A 13901-nucleotide genomic window follows, 5' to 3' on the forward strand; every position below is an offset into this window, starting at 1 on the left:
CTATAGAATTTCTTTACTCAATTATACTCTTTTTGCAACTGCAACTAAAGCTACTTGCAAAATCATCTTATAAACTTCATTGTTTAGTCAAAAATAGTTTATTGTGGACTAGACGGATTTGCTCATACTAAAAAAGTGACTGAGACAGTTATCCCAGTCACTTTCACTATTAGTCTATTATCGTTAATTCGACTTCTTGAATACCCCAAGCAAATGACGCATCTATGCTTTCCATATGCAAGTCTACTCGATTGCCAATGATTGCACTACCAGTATCCCCTGCAATAGCCTCCCCATATCCTTCTACGTATACTTTAGTACCTAAAGGGATAACAGTAGGATCCACAGCAATAACTTGAGAATTCTTGCTTAAATCGATTCCCATTGCCGTTATATTCGTTAACGAAGGTTGATTTCGGCTATACGCAGTAGCAACTACGGTTATTTTTTCAGCTGAATCATTTAGTGCACTGGTACTCATTTCTTCTATTGCTTCTGTTTCAATTTTCGTTTCAGAAAGGGCTGCTTCACTTTCTTTTATTTCTTCTTTTTCCCATGTAAGCTTTTTAGGGCTAATCGATTCTGGATCTAATTCTGTTTCTATTTTAATAATTTCATCAATCTGCAATGAGTTACCATGTGTTACTGACTCATTCCATTCAGCCAAGTCACTAACTTCAACTTTAAAAGCCTCAGCGATATTTACAAGCGTATCGCCATTTTTTATTATATAGTTAACAGTATTTTTTGATTCGGCGTTAGTCTTGTTAGCATTACTCACTAAACTAACCGGTTCTAAAACACTCTCCTCAAACATAGGATTTGTTGTTAATGTTTGGACAGTTGATTCGTTATTTTCTCTATCTTCTATTAAAGAATCTACGCCAGTATTTGTTACACGTTCTTCTGATTTTTTGATTTCAGTTTTTTCTGATGTGTCTTCTTTTTTCTCATTTTGAGCAGCAAAAACATTTGTAATCCCAGTTGTTCCCAATGCTAAAGTTAATAAAGCAATGATGGATAAAACTATTTTTTTCATTGGATTATATCCTCCTATTCAGTACGCTAGATATCATATCATGTACGATATAGGCATAGGTTACTTTGAAATTACACATCTGTAACACTGGTTTTTTTATTACCGTTTTCACTGAGATGAATGTAATCATTCTGAATATTCAACTTTTTTTCATTTGAAGTTTTTCTCTCATAATTCAGCTATTTTTCATTTTAAACACCGATAATACGAGATTTCAGTCTTTTCTATTTTCTAATTATAAACCCATCTGATTCGTTCAATAATTCCTACTACTTTTCACTTCATTTCTTTAATATTACAAATAGAAAACATTATTTCCCTTGTTTTTCCTTACTTTGCTAGCTTTTATTTCTAAAATGAGTTTTATTACAATTTTGTAACAAATCTTTCTTTCTTCTTTTTCAACCTGCAACTGTCTCTATTTTTTTATTCTGTAAAAAATGAACTTCTTCTACCAGCATCTCAACGATAAAAATAGTATCTTCTTCTTTATTGACATATGACCTTGATTGAATCCTTCCAGTAAGACCAACCATATGCCCTTTTTCACAATAAAGCTGCATCAATTTGGCCACTTGTCCCCAAGCAACAATAGGAATAAAATCAGCTTGCGGTCCATTCTCTTTTCTCACTTTTTTTGCTACTGCTAACGTATTATTGATTACAACTCTATCTTCCCCAATATTTTTCAGTTCTACTTCTCTCACTAAACGTCCAACTAATCCAATGGTATTCATTTTTTTCCCTCCTTTTTAATGTATTCTTTTTTACTATCTGCAATTATGATTGATTTGCTTTTTTTGCGTACTCCTTAAAAACAAAAAAGTCTCCCTAGATTAGAACAGCTTTATTTCTCAAGCTGTTTATTCTATGGAAAACTTCTATATCTATTTGATTAACTGACTCTTTTTTCAACGATTTTCGGCTAATTGATTGTTTAGTCCTCTATAATAGTCAGTTGAAAAGCATTTAAAATAAACAATAAAACAATTAATAACACAATTAATAACACAAACATTACTGGTAAAGCAATCGACTTATATAATAGATTCGAACCAAATAGGCCGATGGTAAAAATAATATAGTATAGGGCATAAATTCGATTACTCCATTTATTGGACTGTATCTGAACTTGTTCACCATCTTTAACTTCTATGGTATTACTCTTGCCTCCAGATTGTGTAACACATAATTGAACCACATTGTTAGGAATAGACACTTCTAACGTCTGACCATTTGCTATTTTTGCGACTTTTTCTCCATTTATTTTTATTGTCATTTTCAATATAGTTCCTATTAAACCGGTACGCCGTACAACTGTAATGGACATAGATAGCCTCTCCCAAAAAAATAGTGTTTTTGATAAAAAACACCCTGAAAAATAGAATTCCAAGGTGTTTAGTATTTTATTTTGTACAAGGGATGAAACTAGTTAACTATAGTAGGTTTTGTAAAGTAGCTAAAGATGTGTACCCATGTTTCTTTTTCAAAAACAGCAAATGGATCTCCATCGCCTAATACCCCATAACCAATCATAGCTCCAATAATAAAAGCCAGAGCAATTAAAACGATCACAAGCAGAATTTTTAATATAAATGTGGCAATTTGAAGTCCTATTTTTTCTTTAGTCATGGGCTTACCTCACTTTGATTAACTAATGTTAAAATTTACGTTTTTTCTTAGTCATATTTTCTAACAAGATTCCTGTTCCTAAAGCAACTGAATCTAAAGGTTGTTCAGCAGCAAATACCGGTACTCTCAATTGTTCTGAAAATAATTGATCAATACCATCTAATAATGCTCCACCACCAGTTAAAATTATTCCTCGATCAATAATATCTGCAGATAATTCAGGAGGTGTTTGTTCTAAAACGTCTTTAGCTTGTTGAACAATCATCATCATTGATTCAGCTGTAGCTTTTTGAACTTCATCTGAAGTAATTGTGATTGTTCTAGGTAAACCAGTAATCATATCACGACCTCTAACTTCCATTGAGTCATCACGTTTACCAGGAAAAACTGTACCAATCTCTTTTTTGATTGTTTCAGCTGTCCGTTCACCAATCAATAACTTATGAGTTTTTTTAACAAACTGTGTAATTTCATTATCCAATTGATCTCCAGCTACTTTTAATGAGCGACTAGTTACAATCCCGCCCATTGAAAGAACGGCAATATCACTTGTACCTCCACCAATATCGATGACCATATTTCCACTTGGTTGGAAAATATCCATACCTGCTCCAATAGCTGCTACTTTAGGTTCTTCTTCAAGATAAACATTTTTTCCGCCGCTTTTCTCAGCTGCTTCAATAATCGCTTTTTGTTCAATTGTTGTTATATTTGTAGGACAACAAATCAAAATATTTGGTTTTGATAAGAAGCCTTTAACATTTAATTTATTAATAAAGTGAGTTAGCATTGCTTCTGTTATGTCAAAATCAGCAATAACTCCTCCTTGTAATGGACGAATTGCTCGAATGTTTCCGGGTGTACGTCCAACCATTAAGTATGCTTCTTCTCCAACTGCTAAAACACGTTTTGTTGTAGTATCGATTGCAACGACAGAAGGCTCATTTAAAACAATGCCTTTTCCTTTAACATGAATCAATACATTGGCTGTACCTAAATCTATCCCTATATCTCTAGCCATTACCTGTTTCTCCTCTCAAGCTCTTGTTCGTTCATCATTGACTACTCTCTTTTAAATAAAGTAGCCATCTAATTTACTATTATAGCATAACTCGTTTCAATCTTAAACGCAGAATTAAGACATTTAACTAAATTTAACGTTTTCTAAAAAAAATTTACTTAGGAACAGAAGAACGCAAAGAAAATAGACCTTATAAAGCACTACTTTTAAAGTAATGGCCTTTATAAGGTCTAGTCCATAATTCATCATTAGCTATTTTATTAAACAAATAACCCTTCAAGTTCTGTTTCTTTCATTGTACTTTCTACTGTTTCTTCAATTCGTTCCACATCTGCACCTAATGCTTGCAGTTTTTTATGGAATTCAAAATATCCACGATCTAGATATTCTAGATGTGTTACTCTTGTATACCCTTTTGAAACTAAACCAGCAATAATTAAAGCAGCTGCTGCTCTAAGATCTGTTGCTGCAACTTCAGCACCTTGTAGTTCCGTTTGTCCATAAATAACTAACGTTTGGCCTTCTACTTTAAATTCAGCATTCATACGGCGCAACTCTTCCATATGCATATAACGGTTTTCAAATACGGTTTCTTTCATCGTACTTGTTCCTTCAGCAAAAACTTGAGCAATCGTCATCTGAGCTTGCATGTCTGTTGGGAAACCAGGATGTGGCATTGTTTTTACATCTGTTGCCTTTAATTTTTTAGGTCCAATAACACGCAATCCATTTGCCTCATCTTCAAACAAAACGCCCATTTCTTTCAATTTAGAAATTAATGGCTTATTGTGTTCAGCAACAGCATCTTCAATATAAATGTTTCCTTGAGTAACTGCTGCAGCTATCATGAATGTACCAGCTTCAATACGATCTGGTATAATGCTATGTTCTACACCGGTTAACTCACTTACACCTTCTATACGGATACTTTCTGTACCAGCACCAATTACTTTAGCTCCCATACGATTTAAGAAGTTAGCTAAATCAACGATTTCAGGTTCGCGAGCAACGTTCTCAATTGTAGTTGTTCCTTTAGCTAGTGTAGCAGCCATCATAATATTTTGTGTAGCTCCAACACTTGGAAAATCTAAGTAGATATGAGCTCCTTTTAATTGATCAGCAAATGCTTCAATATAGCCATTTTCGATATGAACTTCCGCACCCATTGCTTCAAATCCTTTTAAATGTAAATCAATCGGACGCGTTCCAATGGCACAACCACCTGGAAGAGCAACTTTTGCATGTCCTAAACGAGCTAATAAAGGTCCCATGACAACAATAGATGCACGCATTTTACTAACATACTCAAACGGTGCTTCAAAATGCAATTCTTTCGTAGCGTCTAAGATAATTTCTTTTTTAGTTTGATCAAAGTCAACAGTTAAATTCAAGTGGCTTAAAACTTCATTAATAGTAAATACATCAGACAATATCGGAACATTGGTTAATTTACTTTGTCCCTTACTTGCTAGTATTGTAGCAGCTAAAATAGGCAATACGGCATTTTTTGCCCCTTCTACTTTAACTGATCCGGTTAGGTGTTTCCCACCTCGAACGACAATCTTTTCCATGTAATATCCCTCCAAAATTTTCATTGCCTTTATCACAACTGTGTGAGGTAAATAGTACAAGACAACATTTAATATTATAGCACGAAGCTAGGTGAACGTACAAACTTAACAGATGTTTTGTAACAAAATTAGTTAATTCTTAATAAAACAAAAAGATTAGATTCTTAGAATTTAAAATTAAGTCCATAAAGAAAGTGCTTACTGCATATCCTATAGTTATTGACACAAATAAATAAAGAATACGAGCTTGTCCAATATTATTTTTTTTAATTATTTTTTCTATTCGTACTCCTTTTAAAGCCCAGAAAGAAAGCAAAATAAAAAACAGTTGAGAAACAATTGTAATTAAAGACTGCATGCCTAAAAAATTCATTTGATATTTCCTCTTTCCTACTAACTTTGATTAATTTTACCATAAAAAAAGGTAGTAAACCTTTAATTTGTCTTCAAATTGTAATATAACTAAAGTTCTTTAGTGTTGATAAGTCGTTAAAATAATTTCGAGGTGGTTTAGGCATTTTTACACGTGATCTCGTTCATTTCGTTCCACTAATACTTTTTTTGTTAAGCTAAAATTTTTTTCTATAATTTTAGCTTAACAAAAAAAGTTAGAATAAACGCAGCCGAACTGCTTTATTCTAACTTTCAGATTAGAACCTTGTGTGTTTTGACACGGTAATTCGATTGACAGCTTTTCTTAAAGAAATTTCTGCACGTTTCGAATGGTTCTTATTTTCAATGGCTTCTGTTTTTCGTAATTCTTCTTCTGCTCGTTGTTTAGCAAGCATAGCTCGTTCGATATCGATATCTCGTGCTCGTTCGGCACTATCTGCAATGATGGAACACACATTATCTCTAACTTCCATCACTCCGCCGTTTACAGCAATCCAGTCTTCTTCATCAATTGAAACACGTTGTACTCGAACAGAATTAATCGTTAGAGGAACGATGATAGGAGTATGTTCTGGTAAAATACCTATTTCTCCATCCACTGCTTTAGCAATCACTCTTTTTGCTCGGTGATTGTAGACGATTCCAGCAGGTGTAACAATATTCACTTGCATTTCACTCATCTATTTTCACCTCCTAGTAGCCCATTGCTTTTGCTTTTGTTACAACTTCTTCAATTCTTCCCACGTTACGGAAAGCATCTTCAGGTAAATGGTCGTAACGTCCATCAATAATTTCTTTAAATCCACGGACAGTTTCTTCAACAGGAACATATGAACCTGGTAGACCTGTAAAGGCTTCTGCTACATGGAAATTTTGTGATAAGAAAAATTGAATACGTCTAGCTCTAGACACAATAATTTTCTCATCTGCAGATAATTCATCCATCCCTAAAATAGCAATGATATCTTGCAATTCTCGGTAACGTTGCAATAATTGTTGTACTTCAGTAGCCACTTTATAATGTTCTTCTCCAACAATTTCAGGAGATAACGCACTAGATGTTGAGGCTAATGGATCCACCGCCGGGTAAATCCCTTGTTCAGTTAATTTACGTTCCAAGTTAGTTGTTGCATCTAAATGGGCGAAAACAGTTGCTGGCGCTGGGTCAGTATAGTCATCTGCTGGTACATAAATAGCTTGAATAGATGTGATAGATCCTTTGCTAGTTGAAGTAATTCGTTCTTGTAATTGTCCCATTTCTGTTGCTAAAGTTGGTTGATACCCAACAGCTGAAGGCATACGTCCAAGCAATGCAGATACTTCTGAACCTGCTTGAGTAAATCGGAAAATATTGTCAATAAATAACAATACATCTTGTCCTACTTCATCTCTAAAGTATTCAGCAATTGTTAAACCAGTTAATGCGACACGCATTCTAGCACCAGGTGGTTCATTCATTTGACCAAACACCATGGCTGTACGTTTGATAACGCCAGACTCTTGCATTTCAAAATACAAGTCGTTCCCTTCACGAGTTCGTTCGCCAACACCTGTAAAAACAGATATTCCACCATGTTCTTCAGCAATATTATGAATCAATTCTTGGATTAAAACGGTTTTTCCTACTCCGGCTCCACCAAATAGTCCGATTTTCCCACCTTTTAAGTAAGGAGCTAATAAATCGATAACTTTTATTCCAGTTTCAAGAATTGCAGTATTGCTGCTTAATTCATCAAATGTAGGAGCATTGCGATGAATTGGAAGACGTTTTGCGTCCTCTGGGAATGGTTCTTTTTGATCAATTGTTTCTCCTAAAACATTAAACATACGTCCTAGCGTTTCTTCACCAACGGGGACAGAGATAGATTTTTCAGTGTCAATAACACTCATACCACGTTGTAATCCATCTGTTGATTCCATTGCAATCGTTCTAATAACGCCATTTCCTAACAATAGTGCTGTCTCTAAGACAACTGTTTGATTTTCACTCTTGTTTTTTTCAACAATGAGAGCATTATTTATTTCAGGCATAGTATCGTTTATGGGAAACTCTACATCCACAACAGGTCCTATAACTTGAACAATATGACCAATACTCATTCATTTTCCTCCATTCACTTACTTAGACGCTGAAGCACCACTAATGATTTCTGTAATTTCCTCTGTTATAGCAGCTTGACGAGCACGGTTATAACGAATTGTTAAATCATCAATAATAGTCTTAGCATTATCTGTTGCGCCTTTCATAGCTGTCATACGCGCGGCATGTTCAGCTGCTTTAGCATCTAAAATAGCTCCGTATATTAAACTTTCAGCATATTGTGGCAATATAATATCTAAAATTTCTTCTTTAGAAGGTTCATAAATATAATCTTTTTTGTACTCTTTTGTTTCTGCCACATCTAAATCTGATAGTGGCAACATTTTTTCTGCTCTATACTGGAACATAATGGTATTTACATGATGATTGTAGCAAACGTACAACTCATCAAAAACTTCATTTTTGTACATCTCTGTTGCTGTTCTGGCAATCGTCCGTACTTCTTCAAAAGAAGGCTGGTCACTGATGTCATTCAACTCATATGCAACATTCATTCCTCTGGCTTTAAAGAAATCAGCAGCTGTTGAACCAACTGCCATAAATACGTATTCCTCTGGAGAAGTATGGTCTCTAGTAATCATATCAACTGTTGATTTAATGACTGAACTGTTGTACCCACCAGCTAACCCTTTATCTGAACTGATAACGATATATCCAGTTTTTTTGATTGGACGTTCTACCAACATATCATGAAAGTCGATATTAGATGGAGAATTTGTGCCTATCATATTATTTTCAATTAAAGCAAGTTGATTATGAGCTAAATGAGTCACGATTTCTCTTACTTTTTGAGAATAAATTTGAAATCCAGCAGCTGTATCTTCAGCTTTAGATAATTTCGCACCTGATACCATTTGCATAGCATTGGTGATTTGACTTGTCTTTTTTGTTGAACTTATTTTTTTTGTAATTTCATTTAAAGAGGCTGTCATTCTTCTTCACCGCCTTTAATTGGTTTGTCCACTGTTTGTATCGGTTGAAGAGTCAATATAATTAGTGAAAAAATTAGTAATGAATTCATTGATAACAGCATCCAATTTTTCTGTTCTTGGCAAATCTTTAGTTTCAACGATTTCAGTTAAAATTTCAGCATGTTGATTATCTAAGAAATCATACAATTCATCTTCAAATCGACTTAATTCGCTAACGGGTACTGAATCTAAGAAACCGTGTGTTAGAGCATATAGAATAATGACTTGTTTTTCAACATTTATAGTTTGGTGTAATCCTTGTTTCAAAACTTCTACTGTTCTGTGGCCACGATTCAATTTAGCTTGAGTGGCTGCATCTAAATCTGACCCAAATTGAGTAAAGGCTTCTAATTCACGGAAACTCGCTAAGTCTAAACGTAATGTTCCAGCAACTTTTTTCATTGCTTTGATTTGAGCTGCCCCACCAACACGGGAAACAGACAGTCCAGCTGCAATAGCTGGTCGAATACCTGAATAAAACAAATCACTTTCTAAGAAAATTTGTCCATCGGTAATAGAAATAACATTTGTAGGAATATACGCAGAGATATCTCCTGCTTGAGTTTCAACAAACGGAATAGCGGTCATCGAACCGCCACCTAGTTTATCACTCAGTTTCGCTGCACGTTCTAATAAGCGTGAGTGCAAGTAAAAGACATCCCCAGGATAAGCCTCACGACCTGGTGGACGACGCAATAAGAGAGACAATTCACGGTAAGCAGCGGCTTGTTTAGTTAGATCATCAAAAATAATCAATACGTGTTTGCCGTTGTACATAAATTCTTCCCCAATAGCAGATCCAGCATAAGGAGCGATATAAAGCAATGGAGCAGGCTGAGATGCACTTGCTGTCATTACAATTGTATAATCCATTGCGCCATGTTTTTTCAATGTTTCTACTTGATTACGGACAGTCGATTCTTTTTGTCCAATTGCTACATAAATACAAATTGTATCTTGCCCTTTTTGGTTTAAAATCGTATCAATTGCTAAACTAGTTTTCCCAGTTTTACGATCACCAATAACCAATTCACGTTGACCACGACCAATAGGTACTAATGCATCAATTGCCTTGATACCTGTTTGTAACGGTTCATTAACTGAATGACGATCCATTACTCCTGGAGCTTCAGCTTCAATTGGACGAGTTTTAGTTGTAACAATTTCTCCCAAACCGTCAATTGGTTGTCCAAGAGGATTTACAACACGCCCAATCATTGCTTCTCCAACAGGCACTTGCATGATGCGACCGGTACGTTTAACGATGTCGCCTTCACGAATACCAGTAAATTCTCCAAGGATTATAATCCCTACATCGTTTATTTCTAAGTTTTGTGCCATACCAAAAGTACCATCAGCAAACTCCAACAGTTCTCCTGACATCGCATTTTCTAATCCATAAGCACGAGCTATTCCATCACCTACGTAGCTAACTGTTCCTACTTCATCTATCACTAATTCACTTTGATAACTCGCAATTTGCTTTTTGATTAGTGAACTAATTTCTTCTGCTTTTACGCCCATAAATAACTCACCTCATAACTTCTTTTATCGAATCAATTGCTTTTCTAATGCTTCTAAGTTAGAACGAATACTGCCATCATAAACTTGACTTTCAGCTTCAATAACGACTCCGCCTAAAACATGTTTATCCACAATAGTATGCAATAATACTTTTTTGGCATCTAATTTTTGTTTCATAACGTCTATTAAACGTTCCTTTTGTTCATCCGTTAATTCGACTGCCGTAAAAACTTTAGCAACAACTGTTCTATTCTTGTAATCATAAATTTTTTCAAATTCATTTACGACATCTCGAATATCACTAATTAAATTGTAATCATACAGCATATGAAAAAAGCTTTGCGTATTTATCCCAAACTGTTTAATTAAGTCTGAAAGAATGTGATCTCGTTTGTATTTTTCTAAACGAGGATCTACTAAAATTGATCCTAAATTAGGAACTTCTTCTAAAACTTGACGAACATCCATCATATTATCAAATGCAACTTCAAGTGTGCCTTTTTCTTTAGAATCTTGATAAAAAGTATCTGCAATTTGGCGATTGTTCATATTTCTATTTAATTTCATTACTATTCGCCAACCTTTCAATATACTCTTCTATCAATTCAGCATGCCCTTCATTAGATAATTCTTTTCCAATCAATTTCTCTGCAATATCAAGAGAAAGACGACTGATATCATTTTGTGCACTTGCCAAAGCTTGTTTTCTTTCTAACTCAATTGCTTTTTTTGCTTCTTCTTTTAATCGAGCTATTTCTGCTTTAGCAGCTGCCAATTGTTCTCTTTCCAATTTGTCAGCTGAATCTCTGGCTTGTTCAATAATAGCACTTGATCTGTTACGTGTATCTTCTAGTTGTTGTTGTTGCACTTTAAGTAACCGCTCTGCCTCTAGCTTTTTTGCTTCAGCATCATCGATATTTCCTGCAATCAACTGTTCTCTTTTTTCCATCATTGCCATTAGAGGTTTCCAAGCAACCATCTTCAGTACCAGCATTAATAGTAAAAATGAGACTAAAGTAACGATTGAATCTCCAGCTGTTATTTGTCCTATAACCATTGGACTACCCATTTCCCACACTCCTTCACCTAAACCTTAATGTTGCTTTAAAAGAACAGGCAGAGAGATTAGTGTTCCTCTACCTGTTAATTTTGAACGTTCATTATTTTAATTATTTTTATTGGAAAACTAAGATAAAGGCGATAACAACTGCCATGATTGGAATGGCTTCTACTAAACCAACCCCGATATACATTAATGTTTGTAATTGACCTTTCATTTCTGGCTGACGTGCGATTGATTCGATTGTTTTTGCTACAACTTTACTTGAACCAAGTGCTGCTCCTATTGCTGCACCTGCTACTGCGATTGCTGCTCCTATTAAACCCATAATTCATTTTCCTCCTATATAAATATCATTTTATTTTTTCTTCAATAACTGTTCTTAGTTTGATTAACTTAAGATGCTTCTTTTGTATGCTCTGTACTCTCTTCGTGTTCAACCTTATGGGAAAGATAAACCATCGTCAATGTTGTAAAAACAAAAGCTTGTATGCTTCCGATGAATATGGAGAATCCTTGCCATGCCATTTCCAAAGGAATTCCAACTATCCAAGTGAATATTCCTTTGCTTTGAGCTAATGAAGCTATTAATCCAAGTAATATTTCTCCTGCATAAATATTTCCATAAAGACGTAAAGCTAGAGTTAACGTATTTGTAAACTCTTCAAAAATTTTAATTGGAAATAAGAAAGGAACCGGTCTAACAAAACTATTCATGAAGTAGTTTTTGACTCCTTGTTCTTGCACTCCAAAATAATGTGTCATAACGATTACCATAGCTGCTAGTGTTAATGTAATCACTGGATCAGCAGTCGGACTTTTCCACATTTGGTAATCATCAATTATCAGCATTAGAGGCAGTCCCATCATATTTGAAACAAATACAAAGGTTAAAATAGTAAAACCTAATAGCCTGAATTTTTCTGATTGTTTCTTGGACATCGCACTTGAAGCGATACTCCCAGTAAAATCAACCACCCATTCTATAAAATTTTGTTTCCCCGTTGGCTTTACTTGTAAATTTCTCGTACAAATAAACGCAATCAAGAACACAATCACGCACGCTGATACTGTTACGATTGTATTGGTGACATTAAAATCTAAACCAAACAATGTAACAATCGGATTTTCGTGATCCACAACGTTCACCTCTTTCCATAATTAAAATCTATAATTGCAAACAGCGAAATTAAAAAACACGTCTTGCGAAAACTGTTGTTTCGACTAATTTCACATGCTCATTTTAGCATATACTAGCTTTCTTTCCTATTCAAATGGATTAAGTAAAATGTACTTCGATTCATTTTAGAATGTAAAAAATACTGACTAATCCCTAAAATAAATTCTCTTTTTTCACTGGCATTTGCTATCATACCACCATTCGATTTAAAATACAAAAGAAAATGAAAAACAATTTTATTTTTCATTAAATCACTACTACTAAACGTTTTCAACGGTTTTCCCTATTAATATTATCGCTCAAATTCTAAAATCTGAACGTTTTTTTGACTAGACAAATTTCATTCTCGTCTAATTCTCATTTATCCAAATGACAAATTCAAGGTGCTATTTTATGTCTTAATATATTAATCAGTTTTTTTATTTGTTATTTCCTTCACTAAATCCGCTTTTTTTGCTATTTTTCCTATTTAAATACCTTGATATATGTATTTGTTTTCTAAAAGCAAAATACAACCTACTCATTTTTGTCATTTCATTTAATTAGTTTTGTGCTTTTCATTTAAATCCATTAAATAAAATGAATGGAATGATAATTTCGTTATTTTTTTATAATTTAAGTTCTCTTACTAAAGATAAATAAAAAAAAGTTTTGAACCGAAAGTACTCGGGTTCAAAACTTTTTTTAGTATCACTTATAAGTAAAATATAATTGTTCTGTTATTGGTATTACATTGTACCGAATAATCGATCGCCAGCGTCACCTAAACCTGGGATGATGTAGCCATTTTCATCTAAACGTTCATCTAATGCTGCCGTATAAATTTCTACATCAGGATGTGCTTGTTCTAAAGCTGCTACACCCTCTGGAGCTGCGACTAGACAGACAAATTTAATCGTTGTAGCACCACGTTTTTTCAATGAATCAATCGCTGCAATAGCTGATCCACCTGTGGCAAGCATTGGGTCAACCACTAATAATTGACGTTCATTGATATCAGATGGCAATTTAACAAAATACTCTACCGGTTCTAATGTTTCATGGTCACGATACATTCCTACGTGTCCAACTTTTGCTGCAGGAATTAAATCTAACATTCCGTCAACCATACCTAATCCAGCTCTTAGAATTGGAATAATCGCAACTTTTTTACCAGCTAATTCTTTTTGAATCGATTTTACTAAAGGAGTTTCAATTTCTACATCTTGTAAAGGCATATCTCTAGAAACTTCAAATGCCATCAAGCGTGCAATTTCATTAACTGCTTCTCTAAAGTCTTTCGTACCGGTATTCTTATCGCGAAGAATGGTTAATTTGTGTTGAATCAATGGATGATCCATAACTTGAACTTTCGACATTATATTCAGCCCTCATTTTTTATTATTTTTCAAACATTTCTATTGTAAAGG

16 protein-coding genes are annotated in these 13901 nt (G+C 34.3%); all 16 read right to left on the minus strand.

The genetic code is table 11. The annotated features are described in order from the left end of the window. Positions 1–169: 169 nt before the first annotated feature. Positions 170–1039 carry a 3D domain-containing protein gene (locus BP18_RS02205; RefSeq protein ID WP_035050206.1) on the minus strand — a complete coding sequence of 290 codons (870 nt, stop codon included), beginning with the start codon at positions 1037–1039 and terminating at the stop codon, positions 170–172. A 401-nt stretch (positions 1040–1440) separates the two neighbouring features. Then, the gene (locus tag BP18_RS02210) at positions 1441–1776 is read right to left on the minus strand and encodes a single-stranded DNA-binding protein (protein WP_029278383.1); all 336 of its coding nucleotides are present in this window, start codon (positions 1774–1776) and stop codon (positions 1441–1443) included. Positions 1777–1976: 200 nt separating this feature from the next. Beyond that, entirely contained in the window at positions 1977–2369 is a 393-nt protein-coding gene (locus BP18_RS02215) for a hypothetical protein (protein ID WP_029278381.1), read from the minus strand. Between the two features lie 98 nt (positions 2370–2467). Continuing rightward, on the minus strand, positions 2468–2671 hold the full coding sequence (locus BP18_RS02220) for a DNA-directed RNA polymerase subunit beta (RefSeq protein WP_007720687.1): 204 nt from the start codon (positions 2669–2671) through the stop codon (positions 2468–2470). 28 nt (positions 2672–2699) lie between these two features. After that, complete coding sequence (mreB, locus tag BP18_RS02225) at positions 2700–3692, minus strand: rod shape-determining protein MreB (RefSeq protein ID WP_007720690.1); 993 nt, start codon at positions 3690–3692, stop codon at positions 2700–2702. A gap of 260 nt (positions 3693–3952) precedes the next feature. Then, positions 3953–5263 (minus strand): UDP-N-acetylglucosamine 1-carboxyvinyltransferase, encoded by a 1311-nt coding sequence (gene murA, locus BP18_RS02230; RefSeq protein WP_035050208.1) that lies wholly within the window; start codon positions 5261–5263, stop codon positions 3953–3955. Positions 5264–5402: 139 nt separating this feature from the next. Further along, positions 5403–5636 carry a DUF1146 family protein gene (locus BP18_RS02235; protein ID WP_007720697.1) on the minus strand — a complete coding sequence of 78 codons (234 nt, stop codon included), beginning with the start codon at positions 5634–5636 and terminating at the stop codon, positions 5403–5405. A gap of 277 nt (positions 5637–5913) precedes the next feature. Next, on the minus strand, positions 5914–6336 hold the full coding sequence (locus tag BP18_RS02240; protein ID WP_007720699.1) for a F0F1 ATP synthase subunit epsilon: 423 nt from the start codon (positions 6334–6336) through the stop codon (positions 5914–5916). 13 nt (positions 6337–6349) lie between these two features. Then, positions 6350–7756 (minus strand): F0F1 ATP synthase subunit beta, encoded by a 1407-nt coding sequence (gene atpD, locus BP18_RS02245; protein ID WP_029276537.1) that lies wholly within the window; start codon positions 7754–7756, stop codon positions 6350–6352. 18 nt (positions 7757–7774) lie between these two features. Further along, a complete protein-coding gene (locus tag BP18_RS02250; RefSeq protein WP_029276535.1) occupies positions 7775–8689 on the minus strand; it encodes a F0F1 ATP synthase subunit gamma in 915 nt (304 codons plus the stop codon). A gap of 15 nt (positions 8690–8704) precedes the next feature. Next, the gene (gene atpA, locus BP18_RS02255; protein ID WP_029276533.1) at positions 8705–10252 is read right to left on the minus strand and encodes a F0F1 ATP synthase subunit alpha; all 1548 of its coding nucleotides are present in this window, start codon (positions 10250–10252) and stop codon (positions 8705–8707) included. 24 nt (positions 10253–10276) lie between these two features. Continuing rightward, a complete protein-coding gene (gene atpH, locus BP18_RS02260; RefSeq protein ID WP_029276531.1) occupies positions 10277–10819 on the minus strand; it encodes an ATP synthase F1 subunit delta in 543 nt (180 codons plus the stop codon). Continuing rightward, positions 10806–11321 carry a F0F1 ATP synthase subunit B gene (gene atpF, locus BP18_RS02265; protein WP_051669211.1) on the minus strand — a complete coding sequence of 172 codons (516 nt, stop codon included), beginning with the start codon at positions 11319–11321 and terminating at the stop codon, positions 10806–10808. The genes atpH and atpF overlap by 14 nt, the downstream gene beginning before the upstream one ends. Positions 11322–11427: 106 nt before the next feature. After that, entirely contained in the window at positions 11428–11640 is a 213-nt protein-coding gene (gene atpE, locus BP18_RS02270; RefSeq protein ID WP_007720713.1) for a F0F1 ATP synthase subunit C, read from the minus strand. Positions 11641–11708: 68 nt separating this feature from the next. Beyond that, positions 11709–12452 (minus strand): F0F1 ATP synthase subunit A, encoded by a 744-nt coding sequence (atpB, locus tag BP18_RS02275; RefSeq protein WP_007720715.1) that lies wholly within the window; start codon positions 12450–12452, stop codon positions 11709–11711. A gap of 768 nt (positions 12453–13220) precedes the next feature. Beyond that, positions 13221–13850, minus strand: coding sequence for a uracil phosphoribosyltransferase (gene upp, locus BP18_RS02280; RefSeq protein WP_007720720.1), 630 nt, complete (start codon positions 13848–13850; stop codon positions 13221–13223). Between the last annotated feature and the right edge of the window lie 51 nt (positions 13851–13901).

Source organism: Carnobacterium jeotgali MS3 (assembly GCF_000745125.1).
GTDB lineage: Bacteria > Bacillota > Bacilli > Lactobacillales > Carnobacteriaceae > Carnobacterium_B > Carnobacterium_B jeotgali.